13 protein-coding genes are annotated in these 16,939 nt (G+C 66.3%); 6 read left to right on the forward strand and 7 right to left on the reverse strand.

Features of this window, described 5'->3' with window-relative positions; translation table 11 throughout:
- Nucleotides 1-45 precede the first annotated feature (45 nt).
- Nucleotides 46-1,344, reverse strand: a complete 1,299-nt coding sequence (locus tag B2G71_RS06045; RefSeq protein WP_098104812.1) for a porin — start codon at nt 1,342-1,344, stop codon at nt 46-48.
- Between the two features lie 53 nt (nt 1,345-1,397).
- Nucleotides 1,398-1,832, reverse strand: coding sequence for a DUF2147 domain-containing protein (locus B2G71_RS06050; RefSeq protein ID WP_098104971.1), 435 nt, complete (start codon nt 1,830-1,832; stop codon nt 1,398-1,400).
- A 190-nt stretch (nt 1,833-2,022) separates the two neighbouring features.
- Between B2G71_RS06050 and B2G71_RS06055 the strand changes: the two genes are divergently transcribed.
- The 3 genes from B2G71_RS06055 (at nt 2,023) to B2G71_RS06065 (ending at nt 7,362) form a co-directional block, all read left to right on the forward strand.
- Entirely contained in the window at nt 2,023-3,159 is a 1,137-nt protein-coding gene (locus B2G71_RS06055) for a thiolase family protein (protein ID WP_098104813.1), read from the forward strand.
- Nucleotides 3,156-5,489 carry a 3-hydroxyacyl-CoA dehydrogenase/enoyl-CoA hydratase family protein gene (locus tag B2G71_RS06060; RefSeq protein WP_098104814.1) on the forward strand — a complete coding sequence of 778 codons (2,334 nt, stop codon included), beginning with the start codon at nt 3,156-3,158 and terminating at the stop codon, nt 5,487-5,489. The genes B2G71_RS06055 and B2G71_RS06060 overlap by 4 nt, the downstream gene beginning before the upstream one ends.
- Before the next feature lie 82 nt (nt 5,490-5,571).
- Nucleotides 5,572-7,362: an acyl-CoA dehydrogenase C-terminal domain-containing protein gene (locus B2G71_RS06065; protein WP_098104815.1), complete on the forward strand. Its 1,791-nt coding sequence runs from the start codon at nt 5,572-5,574 to the stop codon at nt 7,360-7,362.
- A 49-nt stretch (nt 7,363-7,411) separates the two neighbouring features.
- On the opposite strand, the gene B2G71_RS06070 is transcribed toward B2G71_RS06065, so the two are convergent.
- Together B2G71_RS06070 and B2G71_RS06075 are read right to left on the reverse strand one after the other, a co-directional pair.
- A complete protein-coding gene (locus B2G71_RS06070; protein WP_240530020.1) occupies nt 7,412-8,536 on the reverse strand; it encodes a histidinol-phosphate transaminase in 1,125 nt (374 codons plus the stop codon).
- 26 nt (nt 8,537-8,562) lie between these two features.
- Nucleotides 8,563-9,381, reverse strand: coding sequence for a sulfite exporter TauE/SafE family protein (locus B2G71_RS06075; RefSeq protein ID WP_098104816.1), 819 nt, complete (start codon nt 9,379-9,381; stop codon nt 8,563-8,565).
- A 185-nt stretch (nt 9,382-9,566) separates the two neighbouring features.
- On the opposite strand from B2G71_RS06075, the gene B2G71_RS24035 reads away from it, so the two are divergent.
- Nucleotides 9,567-10,022, forward strand: coding sequence for a hypothetical protein (locus B2G71_RS24035; RefSeq protein WP_168176278.1), 456 nt, complete (start codon nt 9,567-9,569; stop codon nt 10,020-10,022).
- A 90-nt stretch (nt 10,023-10,112) separates the two neighbouring features.
- On the opposite strand, the gene B2G71_RS06085 is transcribed toward B2G71_RS24035, so the two are convergent.
- Both B2G71_RS06085 and B2G71_RS06090 read right to left on the reverse strand, forming a co-directional pair.
- Nucleotides 10,113-11,528, reverse strand: coding sequence for an aromatic ring-hydroxylating dioxygenase subunit alpha (locus tag B2G71_RS06085; RefSeq protein ID WP_240530021.1), 1,416 nt, complete (start codon nt 11,526-11,528; stop codon nt 10,113-10,115).
- 189 nt (nt 11,529-11,717) lie between these two features.
- Nucleotides 11,718-12,425 (reverse strand): Crp/Fnr family transcriptional regulator, encoded by a 708-nt coding sequence (locus B2G71_RS06090; protein ID WP_240530022.1) that lies wholly within the window; start codon nt 12,423-12,425, stop codon nt 11,718-11,720.
- 91 nt (nt 12,426-12,516) lie between these two features.
- On the opposite strand from B2G71_RS06090, the gene B2G71_RS06095 reads away from it, so the two are divergent.
- Together B2G71_RS06095 and B2G71_RS06100 are read left to right on the forward strand one after the other, a co-directional pair.
- A complete protein-coding gene (locus tag B2G71_RS06095) occupies nt 12,517-13,263 on the forward strand; it encodes a biliverdin-producing heme oxygenase (protein WP_240530023.1) in 747 nt (248 codons plus the stop codon).
- Nucleotides 13,264-13,270: 7 nt separating this feature from the next.
- Nucleotides 13,271-15,829 carry an HWE histidine kinase domain-containing protein gene (locus tag B2G71_RS06100; protein ID WP_098104819.1) on the forward strand — a complete coding sequence of 853 codons (2,559 nt, stop codon included), beginning with the start codon at nt 13,271-13,273 and terminating at the stop codon, nt 15,827-15,829.
- Nucleotides 15,830-15,863: 34 nt separating this feature from the next.
- On the opposite strand, the gene B2G71_RS06105 is transcribed toward B2G71_RS06100, so the two are convergent.
- Complete coding sequence (locus tag B2G71_RS06105; RefSeq protein WP_098104820.1) at nt 15,864-16,868, reverse strand: DNA topoisomerase IB; 1,005 nt, start codon at nt 16,866-16,868, stop codon at nt 15,864-15,866.
- Between the last annotated feature and the right edge of the window lie 71 nt (nt 16,869-16,939).

The following is a 16,939-nucleotide window of genomic DNA, read 5'->3' on the forward strand; positions in this document are numbered from 1 at the left end:
CGCCCGCCGGGTCGATCTTGCCCCGAAACTGCGCCGCGGCCCCCATCAGAACCGCACCCGCGCGCCGAGCGAGAAGACCAGCGCCGACGCGTCGCGAAGCTCGCCGTCGACCAGGACCGGCGTCTGCGCCGGAGTGCCGGCGTAGGCGGCGGTCGGACGGTCGATCGGAGCGTCCTTGAAGCTGATGTAGCTCGCCGCTGCGTCAATGGTGAAGGCATCGCTCATTGCATAGCTCGTGCCGGCCGAGAAATTCCACCGGTCGGAATCGGGCACGCGCGCGTCGCGGTTGCCGTCCCGCGTCGGGGTTTCGCCATACTGGACGCCGCCGCGCACCGTCCACTGGGGCGAGACATCGTAATCGGCGCCGAACGCGAAGCTCCAGCTATCCTTGTAGTTCTCGGGAAGCTCGGTGTTGAGCGGCGAACCGAGGCGGATCGCGTCGAACTCGCCCCAGCCGTAGCGCACGGCCTGGGCATTGAGCGTGAGTTGCGGGGTCGCCTTGACGCGAACGCTGCCGATCGCCTGCCAGGGCGTGCTGAACTTCGCCTTGGTCGCGACCACACTGTTCTGCGCCGCGAGCGGACCGAGCAGTCCTTCGGTTGTGACATCGCCCTTGAGCGTGTGATCGACGCTCGACTTGTAGGCAAGGCCAAGTGTGACCGGGCCGCCGCGATACTGCGCGCCGACCGACCAGCCCACGTCCCAGCCATCGCCCGCGAGCGTCTGGTGCCCGTCGGGCAGGCCCGGCGCGAGCTGGGGCAGATAGTTACCGAGGCTGGCATCGACATATTCGACGTTGAGCCCGCCGCCGATGCTCAACTCGGGGGTAACCATGACCGCGACGGTGGGCTGGATGTCGAAGGTCCGCAGCTTGGTCTTGTCCGCGGTGTAGCGGACCCAGCTATCCTCGGCGTAGTTGGTGGTGAAATTGAACGGCGCGCTCACCGCGAGGCCGACCGCCACCTTTCCGAATCCGTAAGCGACCGCGCCCGAAGGCAAGACGCCGTTGTTGATCGGGTTCTTGGCCACCGGATTTCCGCCGACCGGCGCGGGCGCCGATCCCGGACGGACGATCACCGAGCCCTCGTCGACCACTTTCCCGCGCGGGACGATCGCGCTGACATGGACGCTGGCTTCGCCGCCTTCGATGCCGCCGATCGCGGCGGGATTCCACCAGATCGATTCGACCCCGGTATCAGCCGCCTCGCCCGAAAAGGCGCGGCCCTGGCCGCGAACCGACTGCTCCTGAAGGTAGAACGCCTGGGCGCTCGCGACTGTCGAAAATCCCAGCCCGGCAGCGGCGACCGCCGCGCCCGCGAGGATACGGTCTTTGTAAGACTTCATACGACTTCTCTCCGGTATGCTTTTCTTCTTGTTCTACGAATCCAAACGGCTGATCAGCGAATGCGTTTCCAGGTCTGCGTTTTGCAGAGCGGCCAGACGATGCAGCCCTTGAGCTTGAGCGAGTTGGCCCCGGTCGGCGTGATCGTGCCCTTGTAGGTGCCGCCGTCCTCGGGGTTGTAGACAGACCCTCCCGTCCACTTGCCGTCGTCGCGCTCGAAGCCCGACAGGATCATCAGACCCTTGAGCTTGCGGCCGCGCTTCGACTCGTCCTTGTTCTCGGTGTCGCGCAGCTCCGGGTTCTTCCGAATGTTGTCGGAATCGATCAGGCGACCGCAGATCGAGGCGCCGCACGGCGCGATCTCGACCACGCCGTTCTTCGACGGCGTGCGCCATTTACCGATCACGGAATCCGCTTCGTCGGCGAAAGCGGGACTTGCGGCCAGCAGCGCCGAAACCATTCCCAGCGCCGTGGGTAATACCAATCGCATGTGGGACCTTTCCTTCATCACTCTCCGTCCGGTCCGGGCCGCCGTTCCTTCGCGGGACACAGCGCTCGCATCGACCGTCGGGACTCGGTCTAGCGCAAAATTTGCTTGACGTATAGGGAAAGAATCGCACCTTAAGGGAAGTTGATCGGCGGCAACTGAATCGCGCGCCGGCCGATTGTGGAGAGTTTGCATGCAAAGCGTCGTCATCGCGGGTTTCGCCCGCTCCCCCTTTCACCCGGCCAACAAGGGCGCTCTCGCCAGGGTCCGCCCCGACGACCTGGCCGCGCAAGTGATCCGCGGCCTGATCGCGCGCACCGGCGTCGATCCCGCCGGCATCGAGGACCTGATCCTGGGCTGCGCCTTTCCCGAGGGCGAGCAGGGCCTGAACGTCGCCCGCCTGATCGGCCTGCTTGCCGACCTGCCGCTCTCGGTCGGCGGGATGACCGTCAACCGCTTCTGCGGCTCCTCGATGAGCGCGATCCACATCGCCATGGGCCAGATCGCGGTCGGCGCGGGTGAGGCGTTCATCTGCGCGGGCGTCGAATCGATGAGCCGCGTGCCGATGATGGGCTACAATCCGCTGCCCAATCCCCAACTCGCGCAGAAGAGCGCAGTCTACATGAGCATGGGCGAGACGGCCGAGAACGTTGCCACCAAGTATCAGATACCGCGCGCCGAACAGGAAGCGCTCGCCGCCGAGAGCCACAAGCGCGCCGCCGCGGCGCGTGACGCGGGCCGTTTTGCCGACGAAATCGTTCCGATCGAGACCCGGGACGGCACCGTCAGCCAGGACGGCACGATCCGCGCAGGCACGAGTGCAGACGATCTCGCTGCGCTCAAGCCTGCGTTCGACAAGGACGGCACTGTAACCGCCGGGACCTCCTCTCCCCTCACTGACGGCGCCAGTGCCGTCCTTGTCACGACCGAAGACTATGCCAGGGCACACGGGCTGCCGATCCTCGCCCGCGTCAAGTCGGTCGCGATCTCGGGCTGCGCGCCCGAGACGATGGGCCTCGGCCCGATCGAATCGAGCCGCAAGGCGCTTGCGCGCGCGGGAATTTCCACGAGCGATCTCGCCGTGGTCGAACTCAACGAGGCCTTCGCCAGCCAGGCGATCGCCTGCATGCGCGACCTCGGCCTCGACGCCGCCAAGACCAACATCGATGGCGGCGCGATCGCGCTGGGCCATCCGCTCGGCGCGACCGGCGCGCGCATCGTTGGCAAGGCGGCCTCGCTGCTCAAGCGTGAAGGCGGCAGGTATGCGCTCGCCACCCAGTGCATCGGCGGCGGCCAAGGCGTCGCCACGGTGCTGGAGGCGGCGGAATGAGTGACGTGCCCGCCATCAACAAGGTTTGCGTGATCGGCGCCGGCACGATGGGCGCCGGCATCGCCGCGCAAGTCGCCAATGCCGGAATCCCGGTGGTGCTGCTCGACATCGTCCCGAAGGAGGGCGACAATCGCAACGCCATCGCCGAGGGCGCGGTTAAGCGCATGCTCAAGACCGAGCCTGCCCCCTTCATGTCGGCGCGCGCGGCCAGGCTGGTCGAGACCGGCAACATCGAGGATCACCTCGACAAGGTCGGAGAGTGCGACTGGGTGGTCGAGGCGGTGATCGAACGGCTCGACATCAAGCAGGGCCTCTACGAAAAGTTGGAGGCAGTGAAGAAGGACGGCTGCGCGGTCTCGTCGAACACCTCGACGATTCCGCTGGCGAACCTCGTCGAGGGCCGCTCGGACGCGTTCAAGCGCGATTTCCTGATCACCCACTTCTTCAACCCGCCGCGCTACATGCGCCTGCTCGAGATCGTCACCGGGCCCGAGACCGACACGGCGCTGGCCGACCGGGTCGAGCGTTTCGCCGACGTCGCGATGGGCAAGACCGTCGTGCGCGCCAAGGATACGCCGGGCTTCATCGCCAACCGCATCGGCACGTACTGGATCCAGCTCGGGATCAATTCGGCGATGGACCTCGGCCTCACCGTCGAGGAAGCCGACGCGATTGCAGGCAAGCCGATGGGCGTGCCCAAGACCGGCATCTTCGGCCTCGTCGACCTCGTCGGCATCGACCTGATGCCGCACCTCAAGCAGAGCCTCACCTCGACCCTGCCGGCCGACGACCCCTACCACGCGATCGCGCGCGACATTCCGCTGATTGAGAAGATGATCGGCGAGGGCTACACCGGCCGCAAGGGCAAGGGCGGATTCTACCGGCTCAACAAGGAAATGGGTCGCCGCAAGGAATCGATCGACCTCGATTCGGGCCACTATCGCGAGAAGATCGCGCCGCGTAGCGCGCCTTCCGGCGCGGCCGCACGCGGCGATCTGCGCGCTCTGGTGCAGGCGAAGGGCAAGGTCGGCGACTATGCTTGGGCCGTGCTTGGCGGCACCCTCGCCTATGCCGCCGCGCTTGTGCCCGCCGCCGCCAACACGGTGGTCGCGATCGATGACGCGATGAAGCTGGGCTACAACTGGAAGGCCGGGCCCTTCGAGATGATCGACAAGCTGGGCGCGGCCTGGCTTGCCGAGCGCCTCGAGGCCGAGGGCCGGCCGGTTCCCGAAATCCTGCGCACGGCGGGCGAAAGGCCGTTCTACCGGGTCGCGGACGGCAAGCGCCAGAATCTCGGCACCGACGGCGAATACCACGACATCGTCCGGCCCGAGGGCGTCATGCGCCTGGCGGACGTCAAGCTCACCGGAACACCGCTGCTCAAGAACGCCTCGGCGGCGCTGTGGGACGTGGGCGACGGTGTCGTCTGCCTCGAGTTCACCGGCAAGATGAACGCGCTCGACGGCGAGGTGATGAAGCTCATCGTCCAGGCCATCCCGCTGGTGAAGGACAAGTACAAGGCGCTCGTCGTCTACAACGACGCCGACAGCTTCTCGGCCGGCGCGAATCTCGGCCTCGCCATGTTCGGCGTCAACATCGCCGCATGGGGCGAGATCGAAAAGCTCGTGATGGGCGGGCAGATGGCCTACAAGGGCCTCAAGTACGCGCCCTTCCCAGTGGTCGGCGCGCCCGCCGGGCTCGCGGTCGGCGGCGGCTGCGAGATCCTGCTCCATTGCGATGCGATCCAGGCGCACGCGGAGCTGTACACCGGCCTCGTCGAATGCGGCGTCGGGCTGATCCCCGGGTGGGGCGGCAACGGCGAGATGATCGACCGCTGGCGCGGCGCCAAGGGCATGCCGCAAGGCCCCATGCCTGCGGTCGCGAAGGTCTTCGAGACGGTCTCGACCGCCACGGTCTCGAAATCGGCCGCTCAGGCCATGGAAATGATGGTGCTGCGCCCTAGCGACGGCATCACCATGAACCGCGACCGGCTGCTGCACGACGCCAAGCGCAAGGCGCTCTCGCTGGTCGAGGGCTATGCGCCGCCCGCTCCGCCCGAGTTCAAGCTTCCCGGCGAGAGCGGCCACGTCGCGCTCGGCATGGCGGCCGAGGGCTTCCACAAGCGCGGCCTGGCGACCGATTACGATCTCGTCGTCTCGGACTCGCTCGCGCGCGTGCTGTCGGGCGGCGATGCCGATCTCGTCGATACCGTCAGTGAGCAGGACCTGCTCAAGCTCGAGCGCGAAACCTTCATGCAGCGCGTGCGCGACCCGCGCACCATGGCGCGCGTCGAACATATGCTCGACACCGGCAAGCCGCTGCGCAACTGATGCGCGAGGAGCGGCACGGCACCGAACCGCGCCGCCGTTTCAGGATTTCGGGCGTCCCCGAGGCGACCCAAGGAGAGTGACAATGCAGGTCTACGAAGCCCCCTTGCGCGACATGAAGTTCGTGATCCACGAACTCCACGCCGACGACGGGTTCGGCAATCTCGAGGCGCTCGAGGAATTCACGCCCGATCTGGTCGACGCTGTGCTCGAGGAAGCCGCGAAAGTGGCGCAGGAAGTGCTGTTGCCGCTCAACCGCTCGGGCGACATCGAGGGCTGCACGCTCGAGAACGGCGTCGTGCGCACGCCCGAGGGCTTCAAGCAGGCCTACGAGATGTTCCGCGATGGCGGATGGTGCGCGCTCGCGTCCGATCCCCAATGGGGCGGACAGGGCCTGCCCGAAGTGGTCAACAAGATGACCGAGGAGATGATCTGCTCCTCCAATCTCTCGTTCAGCCTTTACCCCGGCCTTACCCACGGCGGCACCACCGCGATCGAGGCCTATGCCTCCGATGAACTCAAGCAGGCCTATCTGCCCAAGATGATCGAGGGCACGTGGTCGGGCACCATGTGCCTCACCGAAGCGCACTGCGGCACCGACCTCGGCATGCTGCGCACCAAGGCGGTCCCGCAAGGTGACGACAGCTACAAGATCTCGGGCGGCAAGATCTTCATCTCGGCCGGCGAGCACGACCTCACCGAGAACATCATCCACCTCGTCCTCGCGCGGCTGCCCGACGCGCCGCCGGGGGTGAAGGGGATCAGCCTGTTCCTGGTGCCCAAGTACCTGCCCAAGGACGACGGCACGCCCGGCGCCGCGAACGGCGTCTCGGTCGCCGCGATCGAGCACAAGATGGGGCTCAAGGCCTCGGCCACCTGCCAGCTCAATTTCGACGAGTCGGTCGGTTGGCTGGTCGGCCAGCCGAACAAGGGGCTCGAAGCGATGTTCACGATGATGAACACCGAGCGCGTCTCGGTGGGCGTGCAGGGCCTCGGCATCGGCGAGGCCGCCTACCAGTCGGCGGTGTGGTACGCCAAGGACCGCCTGCAGGGCCGTTCGCTCTCGGGCGTGAAGAACCCGGACGGCCCCGCCGATCCGATCATCGTCCACCCCGACGTGCGCCGCATGCTGATGACCGCGCGCGCCTACAACGAAGGCTGCCGCGCGATCTGCGCCTGGGTGAGCCGCGCGCTCGATGCCGAGAAGCACGCGACCGATCCCGAAGTGAAGCAGCGCGCCGGCGACTTCATCGCGCTGATGACGCCGGTGGTGAAGGCGCTGTTCACCGATCTCGGCTTCGAGGCGGCGAACCTCTCCGTGCAGGTCTACGGCGGCCACGGCTACATCGCCGAGAGCGGCGTCGAGCAGTACGTGCGCGACGCGCGCATCGCGATGATCTATGAAGGCACCAACGGCATCCAGGCGCTCGACCTCGTCGGCCGCAAGCTGCCCGCGCACACCGGCCGCTATCTGCGCAGCCTGTTCCACCCGATCGCGGACTTCATCGCAGCGCACAAGGAAGACGAGACCTTCGGCAAGATGATCGAGGGTCTGGAAAAAGCCTTCGGTGCGCTTCAGCTCTCGACCGCGACGATCGCGCAGAAGGGCATGGCCGACCCCGAGGAAGCCGCCGCCGCCGCGACCGACTACACGCGCCTCATGGGGCTCGTCGCGATGGGCTACTGCTTCGCCAAGGCGGCGCTGCTCGCCAAGGCCAGGCTCGCCGAAGCGCCCGAGGACGCCGCGTTCTACAAGGCCAAGATCACGACGGCGCGCTTCTACTTCGACCGCATCCTGCCGCAGGCGACCGCCGCGTTCCTCGCGATCAAGGCGGGCAAGGGCTCGATAATGGAGCTGGACGCCGAGGCGTTCTGATCAGGCCAGCGGCGCGCGACAAAAGCGAACGCGAGAGTCGTGTCGTCGGTTAGCCGCGCAGGCCGTCGATGACCTGCGGCAGCGCTTCTGCGTAGCGCCGCACGTCCTCCAGCTTGCCGGTGCTGACCCGCGAATACTGCTTCCACGTGCCGTAGGCGCCACGGATCGCGATGCCGCGCTGCGCCATCGCCGCCTTCACGGCGTCGGCATCGGGCACCTCGACGAAGACGAAGTTCGTTTCGCACGGCAGCGCGGTGAGCCCCGCCGACTTGACCGCGGCCAGGATCATCTCGCGCCCCTCGCGCACCATCGCCTTCGAGCGTTCGAGAAAGCCGGCGTCGTCGTAGGAGCCGATCGCGGCGGCAAGGCCCGAGACGTTGCCGCCGAAGCTCATCAGGTAGCCGCGGATGCGCGCCGCGTTCTTCTCGCTCGTGATCGCATAGCCCACGCGCATCCCCGCCATGCCGTAGATCTTCGAGAAGGTGCGGCACACGATGATGTCCTTCCCCTCCTTGACGAGATCGACCACCGTGTTGGCGGCGGGATTGTCGGTCAGTTCGTTGTAGGCCTCGTCGACCAGCAGGGTGGCCTTGGGCGTGATCCGCTCGGCGAACGTACGCATCCCCGCAGGATCGACGAGCATGCCGGTCGGGTTGTTGGGATTGCAGATGTGAACGAGCGAGACACCCTCGCCCGTGGCCGCGTCCATCGCCGCCAGATCGACGTTCATGTCTGCCTTGAGCGGCACGCGCAGCGACTTGGCGCCCTGCCGCTCGCCATAGAGCACCGTGGTATCCCAGAACAGGTCGGGGCAGACGATCATGCCGCTGCGGCCCCAGGCGAGCGCGACCGCGCAGAGGATCTCGGTAGAGCCCGAACCGAGGACGACCTGCTCCTTGCGCACGCCATGGCGCTCGGCGATCATCGCGCTCAGCTTCTCGACGCCCTTGTCGGCGTAATAGCAGCCCTTGCTGGCGCATTGCGAAATCGCGCTGAGCGCGCTCGGCGCGGGGCCGTAGGGATTCTCGTTGCGACTGAGCAGCGCCTCGCCGGGGCCGGGGCCGAAATAGTCCGAAGCACCGGCGGGCTTCTCCACCGCCCGCCCCGGTCCGCCCGCGATGAGCCCGGTCGCGGCGGCGGTTCCGGCCATGAACACCCTGCGGTTGATATCCATTCTAACCCCCTTTGGCGATTTCACATTCAGCGATTGGCGATCATCGTCACTCCGACCACGACGAGATAGGCGCCAAAGACCGTACGCAGCAGCGACGGGCTCAGCCGGTGCGCCGCGCTCACGCCCCACGGCGCCGAAACCAGCGCCGCGCACACGATCGCGAGCGCGGCGGGCAGATTGACGAAGCCGAGCGAGCCCCAGGGGAGCCCTGCTTCGCCCTGCCCGATCGCAATGAAGCCGATCATGCCCGGCAGCGCGATCACCGCGCCCATGCCCGAGGCCGTGCCGATCGCGCGGTGGATCGGCGTGCCGCAGCTCGTCATCACCAGCGTGGCGATCGTGCCGCCGCCGATCCCCAGCAGCGCCGAGAGCAGGCCGAGCCCGCTCGCGAGGCTGATCCGCACCGCGCCGCTCGGCATGGCCGCGAACGTCCGCCGATCGAGGCGTTCCGGCATCAGGAAGTAGGCCGCGAAGATCAGCACGCCCGCCCCGAAGATGACCGCCAGGGCGCGGCCCGATACCTGGTCGGCCAGCAGGATGCCGCCGACCGTCCCGGCCGCCACCCATGGCGCCCAGCTCCTGAGCACCGAAAAGTCGACCGCGTCGCGGCGCGCGTGGGCGGTGACCGATCGCAGCGAGGTGAAGATGATCGTCGCCAGCGACGTGCCGATGGCGACGTGGGTCACTTGCCCCGGCGCGGCGCCGAGCAGGGGCAGCAGGATCACGAGCGCGGGCACGACGACGAAGCCGCCGCCAATCCCGAACAGTCCGCCGGCAAAGCCCGCCGCCAGACCCGCCGCGAGGAGCGCGATGGCGGGCACGATGAGGGAAGCGAACTGGCTCACGGACCGGGATCGTTACACGCCTCGCCGTCGAGGCCAAGCGCGAATGTCGCAGCGCAGCAGGAATGGACCCGCGGGTCGACACAATTTCGAATCTATGGGGAAACCCCGAGGGCTGATTACGATTTTGCTAAACGCACAGGCATACCACTATCCAAAGTGATAGGCAGCGGCGAAAGAGGCACGCAATGGCTGACATGTTGCACTGTGCAATGGCGCGCGGTGAATGGCTCGGGCAACTGGACGAGCTATCGCTTGCTTGTCTCGGCTCCCCGGCCGAGCAGGAGGCGGACCGGCTGCGCGAATTCAACGAATTGCTCTATCAGGCGCCCGAGACCGAGCTGATCGAGGGGCTGCGCCCCGCCAGTCAGCCGAGGCTCGAAGCGCTGATCGAGGCGCAGGCGCTCGACAGCGCCTTGCTCGCGATGCTCGATTCGGTGGCCTACATGGTTTCGGGAAGCGGGCAAGGCGGCTGCATGGCGACCGTGGTCCTGCCCGGCGTCGAGCACGAGCAGAGCGCGGCCGCTCCCACGCTCACGCTCGCGACGATCAGCGCGCTGGCACAGGCGCTTGCCGAGGCCGCCTCGGAGACGACGAAGTCCCCGCTCGCGCTTTCCCGCGACTGTTCGCTGCGCCTGCACTGACCACGCCGGACCGAAACCGGACCACAAGACCGGGCGACCATGCCGGGGCGCCCCGTCCCGGCGGCCCGGCGCTTCGGCCCGCGGAAGGGCTCAGGCGTCGAGCAGGCTCGGCGCGCCGCGGCCTTGCATGAACTCGGCAAGGTTGCGGTGGAGATTGATGACCTTCTGCTCCTGGTGCGGATTGGGCAGCGGGCCACGAAATCCGGAGGACTTCATCCCCTTCTGCACGAACTCCATGTTCGAGAAGTCCTGCGCCAGCACCGAGCCCCAGTTCTCGCCGGTGGGATCGGCATAGACCCATTCGGTCTCGGGCGCCTCGCCTTCGGGGAAACGCTCGAGCGCATAGCTTTCGAAGATGCACTTGTTGGGATCGTCGCCATAGGGCCGCACGCGATAGCATAGCGCGAAGGTCGGTCCGTGCAGGATGTTCTGGTTGGGGAACAGGCCCCAGGCGAGCCCCGTCTCCTTCATCACGTCCTCAGGAATCTCTGGCCAGGTCACGCCGCGCTCGGCATCGGCTTCCTTGGCGATCTTGAGCCAGTAGGCGATGCATTCCTGCGGACTCACCCCTTCGGGCAACTCGTCCTTGAGGCGGCTCGCAGCGTTGACGAGGCTTTCGGTCGAGGCCGAATAGTTGATCGTCTCGTAGTTCTCGCGGATCAGCTCGTAGGTCGAGACGCGCGGATCGTCTCCCTTGCCAGCGCGCGTCGTGCCGGCGCTCTCGTTCATCTTGAACTTGTCGTCGCGCGTGTCGTAGCTCGAAACCGAATGCAGGCCATACTGCTTGGACAGCGCGTAGTAGTCCCCGTAAGCGAGAAGCTGGGTATGCGTGCCGGCGACGTGATAGGGCTCCAGAAAAGCCTCGATCGCGGTCTTCCAGTTGCACGGATAGATCGCCCACTGCCGCCACTTGTAGCTCATCTTGTCCATTTCGTAGGCGCCGAGAATTTCCCCCGCGCGCCCCATCCACTCCTTCAGCGAAACCGCGTCGGGGTCCATGTTGATGTAGATGAAGCCATTCCAGGTATCGACCTTGACCTCCGAAAGGCAGGTCATCTCGGGCGTGAGCCGGTTGTCCCAGTCCTGCGGATCGAGAATGAAGGTGTTGTTCCCGTCGCTGTCGAAGGTCCAGCCGTGGAAGCCGCAGACGAAGGACTTGCGGTTGCTGCCGCGCACCGAATGGACCTTTCCGGGCAGCATGTCCGGCACCGACACGAGCTGCCGCCCGCGATGCGGGCAGACGTTGTGGAATGCCTTGAGCGTGCCGTCGTCCTTGCGCAGCACGACGATCGATTCATCGGCGACGTTGTAGGTGAGCCAGTCGCCCGGATTGGGAAGGTCGCTCTCGCGCTCGACCATTTGCCAGATCCTGGGCCAGAGGTGGGTTTTTTCGGCCTCGAGATATTCGCGGCTAAGGAACGCCTCGACCGGATAGGTGACGAGCAGTTCCTGGTCCATATCCTGCGCGGTGATGTTCGCCGGCTTGAATGTCTCTGGTTTGTTCACCGTATCTCTCTCCATCGGCTGCGCCGGACTTCCTTGCGAGGAAGTCATCCTTATCCAACACCCCTGTCTATTAAGGCAAGCGGGTGCCGATGGCCAGTGAGAGTCGGCGGGCATTGGCAAAAAGATATCCGCGCCAAACCGGTGCCGGGCCCCGCAATGCGGCTCTCGGCCCTGCTCCGGCAAGCGGCATCAGGCGGGGTAGACGCCGCCCAGCACCAGTTCGAAATGCCGCTTTACGTGATCGTTGCACGAGCAGGCCCGGTCGAGCAGACCCTCAAGGTCCTGCACGACGATGCCGCCGCGCCGGGTGCGCAGCAGGCTGTCACGCTTGAAGCGCTGGATCACGCGGCTCGCGTAGCTGCGGCCGATGCCCATCATCGAGGCCAGTTGCTCCTGTGTCATCGAGACGTCCATTTCGCCGGTGCGCTGGACCGCCCCCGTCAGCCATTTCGCGGCGCGCTGTTCGATCGTGTGGGAGGCGTTGCAGGCGATCGACTGGAACACCTGCGCCATCAGGCAATCGGCGTAGCGCGCGAACAGATTGCGGATGCCTTCCGAATCCGTCTTCGCGCGATTGAGGTCCGCGGTGGCGATCCGGTAGAAGCTGCCCTTGTGCATGACGTTGGACCGGGCGAAGGCAGGCATGCAGCCGTCGCTGACGATTCCGCCGAGCGCGCCTTCGCGGCCGATCATGGTCGTTTCGACGACCGTCCCGCCGTCGAGCAGGACGAAGAACGAGCCGATCGCCGATCCCCTCGGGAAATAGCAATGATCGACCAGGTCGCCGGGCTCGTAGAGCGTGTTTCCGGCTCCAAAGACGCACTCGCGCAAGAGGGGATCGAGAACCGCCCGATCGGACGGGTGCAGCGCGTCCAACAGATTACTGCCTTCGATCATCGACACCTCGTCCATTATTGAGGATGAGCCCGCCGCCGGGGGGAACAGGGACCGCCCCGAAAAACCGACGCAGCGAATTATTGTTCCGCCTGTGGTCACAAGTGAGCAGACGAACCGCGACAAGACGGCTATTCACGCCAGTTCGCCGCCATCGGACCTTGACCGGTCCGGAACAAAAGTGTGGGCGGGTGTTTTTACGGAAAAGAGCCCGCATACGGCGCCGTTGTTCGACTGTCGGACACGGTACGGCTTCGGAGCTATCTGGCGGGGTGACGTGAATCAGTTCAATTTTGAAACCTTGTTGAAGGCACTTCGCGATGCGACTGCGGATGCGCATGCGTCGCTCGACGCGTCCTTCGGCTCCCTCGATATCGCCGACCGCGACGATTACGTGCGCTTCCTTCGCGCCCACGCCATCGGCCTCGCGCCGATGTTCGCGGACTACCGCGCATACATCGAGACCACGCTCGGGCTCTCGTGTCCGGACTTCCCGGCGATGCTGCGCGCCGATCTTGCCGAACTCGGCGAGGAGACCGCGGACCTGCCGCGCGTCGAAGCGACCGGCGCCGTCGGCGGGGCGGGTCTGGGTTATGTCGTCACCGGCTCGCGCCTCGGGCTCGCCGCGATCAGCCGCAACGGCTATTGGGGGCGCGCGAACGGCCTGCCCTCGCAGTACATGGAAGACCAGACCGGCCTGGTGCTGTGGAAGGACCTCGCCGCGCGGCTGAAGACGGAGCCCGCCGCCGCAGATGCCCGGACCAGCGTGGCCAGTGCCCTCGCGGCCTTCGCGACGTTCGAGCGGGCTTTCGCCGCGAGCGCGCGCGCGAACCAAGGATAAAGCAGGGGTGGCCGACGAACTTCATCAGGTGGACCTGTCGACGTGCGATCTCGAACCGATCCACGTCATCGACCGTATCCAGAGCTTTGGCTGGCTTATCGCCTGTTCGAGCGACTGGATCGTCAACCACGTCTCCACCAACTGCGACGAACTGTTCGGAACGAACGCGACCGACATCGTCGGCCAGCCGGTGACGCAGTTCATAGCGGCAAGCGCGATCCACGACATCCGGACTCGCCTGCAAGTGCTCGGCAACGGCGATTCGGTCGAGCGCCTGTTCGAGGTGGACCTGCACAACGACGGGCGCGCCTTCGACATCGCGATCCACACGTCGGGCCGTTCGTTCGTGCTCGAGATCGAGCGCAGCGAGAGCGGGCGGCGGCGCGACTACGTCAGCTACGTGCGCCCGATGATCGACCGGATGCGCAAGTCGCAAAGCCTCGAGGGGCTTTGCCAGAGCGCCGCGCGCCACTTGCGCGGGCTGACCGGGTTCGACCGGGTGATGGTCTATCGCTTCGAGGCGAGCGGCGCCGGCGAAGTGGTCGCAGAGAGCCTCAACGGCGGGGTCGACAGCTTCAAGGGCCTGCATTTCCCCGCCTCGGACATCCCCGCGCAGGCGCGGCGGCTTTATGCCCGCAACATCCTGCGCATCATCAGCGACGTCGATGATCCGACCGTGCCGATCGTCCCCGCGACGAATCCAGACGGCGCTCCGCTCGACTTGTCGATGAGCGGGCTGCGCGCGGTATCGCCGATCCACATCGAATACTTGCGAAACATGGGGGTAAAAGCCTCGATGTCGGTCTCGATCATGCGGCGCGGCAAGCTCTGGGGGCTGATGGCGTGCCATCACTATGCGCCGCTGAACCTGTCGTATTCGGTGCGTACGGCGGCGGAGCTGTTCGGCGAGTTCTTCTCGTATCTGCTCGAGCAGAAGGAAAGCGACCATGCCTATGCCATGCGCGGGCAGTCGATGCGGCTGCACGACGAGATCATGGCGCGCGTCGCCGGCGGCGGCAACATGCTCGACGCCTTCGGCGAATTCGGCGAATCGATCCAGGACGTGGTGCCCTTCGACGGTGTGATCGGTTGGGTCGACGGCCAATTCCTCCAGCGCGGCTCGACGCCAAGCCAGGCGCAGTTCGAAAAGCTCGCCCGCTTCCTCAACACCGCGGGCGCGAGCACCGTCTGGTCCACCGACAACATCGGCGCGCTGCACGAGCCCGCGAAGGAATGGCTCGACCAGGCGGCCGGGTTGCTCGCCCTGCCCGTCTCGCGAACGCCGCGCGACTATATCGTGCTCTTCCGCAAGGAGCTGCTGCGCGAGGTGCACTGGGCCGGCAATCCGGAAAAGGCGGTCGAGCTCGGCCCCAACGGCGCCCGCCTGACTCCGCGCAAGAGCTTCGATATCTGGCGGGAAGAGCGGCGCGGCTATTCGCGGCCCTGGACCGAGGAAGAAATCCAGGCGGCCGAATCGCTGCGCGTGACGCTGCTCGAAGTCGTACTGCGCCTCGCCGACGCCGCGCATCAGGAGCGCGAGGAAGCATCCAAGCGGCAGGACATGCTCATCGCCGAACTCAACCACCGCGTGCGCAATATCCTCAACCTGATCCGCGGGCTCGTGTCGCAAAGCAAGGAGGGCGCGAGCACCATCGATGAGTTCGCCGAGATCATCGGCAGCCGCATCTATGCGCTGGCGCGCGCGCACGACCAGGTGACGCGCACCGACTGGTCGCCCTCATCGCTCTACCAGCTCATCCGGACCGAGACCGAGGCCTATGCGACCGAGAGCGCGGATCGCGTGCAAATCCACGGTCCCGACGCGATGGTCGCGCCCAACGCCTTCACGACGCTGGCACTGGTGGTCCACGAACTCATGACCAATTCGTGCAAGTACGGCGCGCTGTCCGATTCGCGCGGCAAGGTCACCGTCACGATCAGCCACGGCGAGGACGGCTCGCTCGAGATCGACTGGCACGAGAGCGACGGCCCGCCAGTGCGCGCGCCCGCACATCGCGGGTTCGGCTCGACGATCATCGAGCGCACGATACCCCACGAGCTGGGCGGCCGCGCCGACGTCGATTTCGCCGCATCCGGGCTCCATGCCGCGTTTCATATCCCCGACCGCCACGTCGCCTCGTTCGACACGCCGACCGCTACCGAGCGGTCACGCGAGAACGAAGCGCCCGACGCCGGCGAACTGGAGGCCGCGCTCTTCGCCGGCACCGCGCTCATCGTCGAGGACAACGTGATCATCGCGATGGAAGCCGAGGACATCCTGCGCGACTACGGCTTCACCGACTGCCAGATCGTCGGCTCGGTCCAGGCCGCGCGCGCGATCATCGACGACGGCGGCGTGACCTTTGCGATGCTGGACGTGAACCTCGGCAAGGAAACCAGCGAGGCGGTCGCAGAACAGCTCAGCGAACTCGGCACGCCCTTCATCCTCGCCAGCGGCTACGGCGACCGATCGCTCACGGCCGGGCGTTTCGCATCGGTGCCGATCATCACCAAGCCCTATTCGCTGCGCGACGTGAAGTCCGCGATCGCGAGGTTGCGGCGATAAGCGGCGCCAACGCTTGTGCCATCATGATCGCGCGTTAGGCCGCCAGCACCGCCTCGCCCTCTTCGCTTTCGAGAAACGCCAGCAGCCCGCGCTCCTCGCGCGAGAGCCAGCGCGTCTTGCGCGGCAGTCGTTCGGGCAGAATGCGCTGCTCGCCATCGAGGCCCTTGACCGCGGCCACCACGTCGGGATGGACGTAGGACTTGCGCGCGATCGCGGGCGTATTGCCCAGCTTGTCCGAGACTTCGGCCATCAGCGCCTTCAACGTGATGTCGCGGTCCTGCCAGACCATGCCGAAGGCGATCGCGCTCGCCGCCCAGGTGCGAAAGTCCTTCGCGGTGAAGTCCTCGCCCATCGTCTCGTGCAAATAGGCATTGACGTCGTGCGAATGGACCGGCGTCGGCATGCCGTCCTCGTCGAGATACTGGAACAAGTGCTGGCCGGGCAATTCCTGCATCCGGCGCACGCAGCGCACCAGCGCGGGATCGTCGCAATCGATCTCCTGCAACTTGCCCGACTTGCCCTTGAACCGCAGCCGCAGCAGCTTGCGCGTGATCGAGGCGTGGCGCGTGCGCAGCGTGGTCGCGCCGAAGCTCTTGTTGGTCCTGGCGTAGCACTCGTTGCCGATGCGGATCGCACCTGTGTCGAGCAGCGAGACGACCGACGCGATAGCGCGGTCGGCCGTGAGCCCGCGGCCCGCCAGGTCTTCGGCGACCCGCTTGCGCAGCGTGGGCAGTGATTGCCCGAAGCGCGGGCACAGATCGAACTTGAGCGCCTCTCGCTCGGAGCGATAGTCCGGGTGGTAGCGGTACTGCTTGCGCCCTGCCGCGTCATAACCGTAGGCAAGCAGGTGCGCATCGGCGCGCGGCGCGAACCAGCAGTTCTCGTAGGCGGGCGGCAGGGCGATGGCGTTGAGCCGGTCGATCTCGTCGCGATCGGTGATGCGCGCGCCTTCAGGGGTGAAATAGGCCCACTTCCCGCCGCGCACCTTGCGGCGCGTGATTCCTGCCAGATCGTCATCGACGTAATGAAGCTTCGCCATCGGCTGTCCGTATCCAAGTGCTTGTTCGCACGGAGAAACGCATGGGAACCTCACAGGTTGTCGGCTTACTC

Origin of the sequence: Novosphingobium sp. PC22D (assembly GCF_002556635.1) — a bacterium.
Lineage (GTDB): Bacteria > Pseudomonadota > Alphaproteobacteria > Sphingomonadales > Sphingomonadaceae > Novosphingobium.

Excerpts from the sequence above, each read along its gene's own strand:
- B2G71_RS06060 (WP_098104814.1), top strand. The coding sequence starts at position 3,156 with ATGAGTGACGTGCCCGCCATCAACAAGGTTTGCGTGATCGGCGCCGGC.
- B2G71_RS06055 (WP_098104813.1), top strand. The coding sequence starts at position 2,023 with ATGCAAAGCGTCGTCATCGCGGGTTTCGCCCGCTCCCCCTTTCACCCG.
- B2G71_RS06050 (WP_098104971.1), bottom strand. The coding sequence starts at position 1,832 with ATGCGATTGGTATTACCCACGGCGCTGGGAATGGTTTCGGCGCTGCTG.
- B2G71_RS06090 (WP_240530022.1), bottom strand. The coding sequence starts at position 12,425 with ATGATCGAAGGCAGTAATCTGTTGGACGCGCTGCACCCGTCCGATCGG.
- B2G71_RS06070 (WP_240530020.1), bottom strand. The coding sequence starts at position 8,536 with ATGGATATCAACCGCAGGGTGTTCATGGCCGGAACCGCCGCCGCGACC.
- B2G71_RS06105 (WP_098104820.1), bottom strand. The coding sequence starts at position 16,868 with ATGGCGAAGCTTCATTACGTCGATGACGATCTGGCAGGAATCACGCGC.
- B2G71_RS24035 (WP_168176278.1), top strand. The coding sequence starts at position 9,567 with ATGGCTGACATGTTGCACTGTGCAATGGCGCGCGGTGAATGGCTCGGG.
- B2G71_RS06065 (WP_098104815.1), top strand. The coding sequence starts at position 5,572 with ATGCAGGTCTACGAAGCCCCCTTGCGCGACATGAAGTTCGTGATCCAC.
- B2G71_RS06045 (WP_098104812.1), bottom strand. The coding sequence starts at position 1,344 with ATGAAGTCTTACAAAGACCGTATCCTCGCGGGCGCGGCGGTCGCCGCT.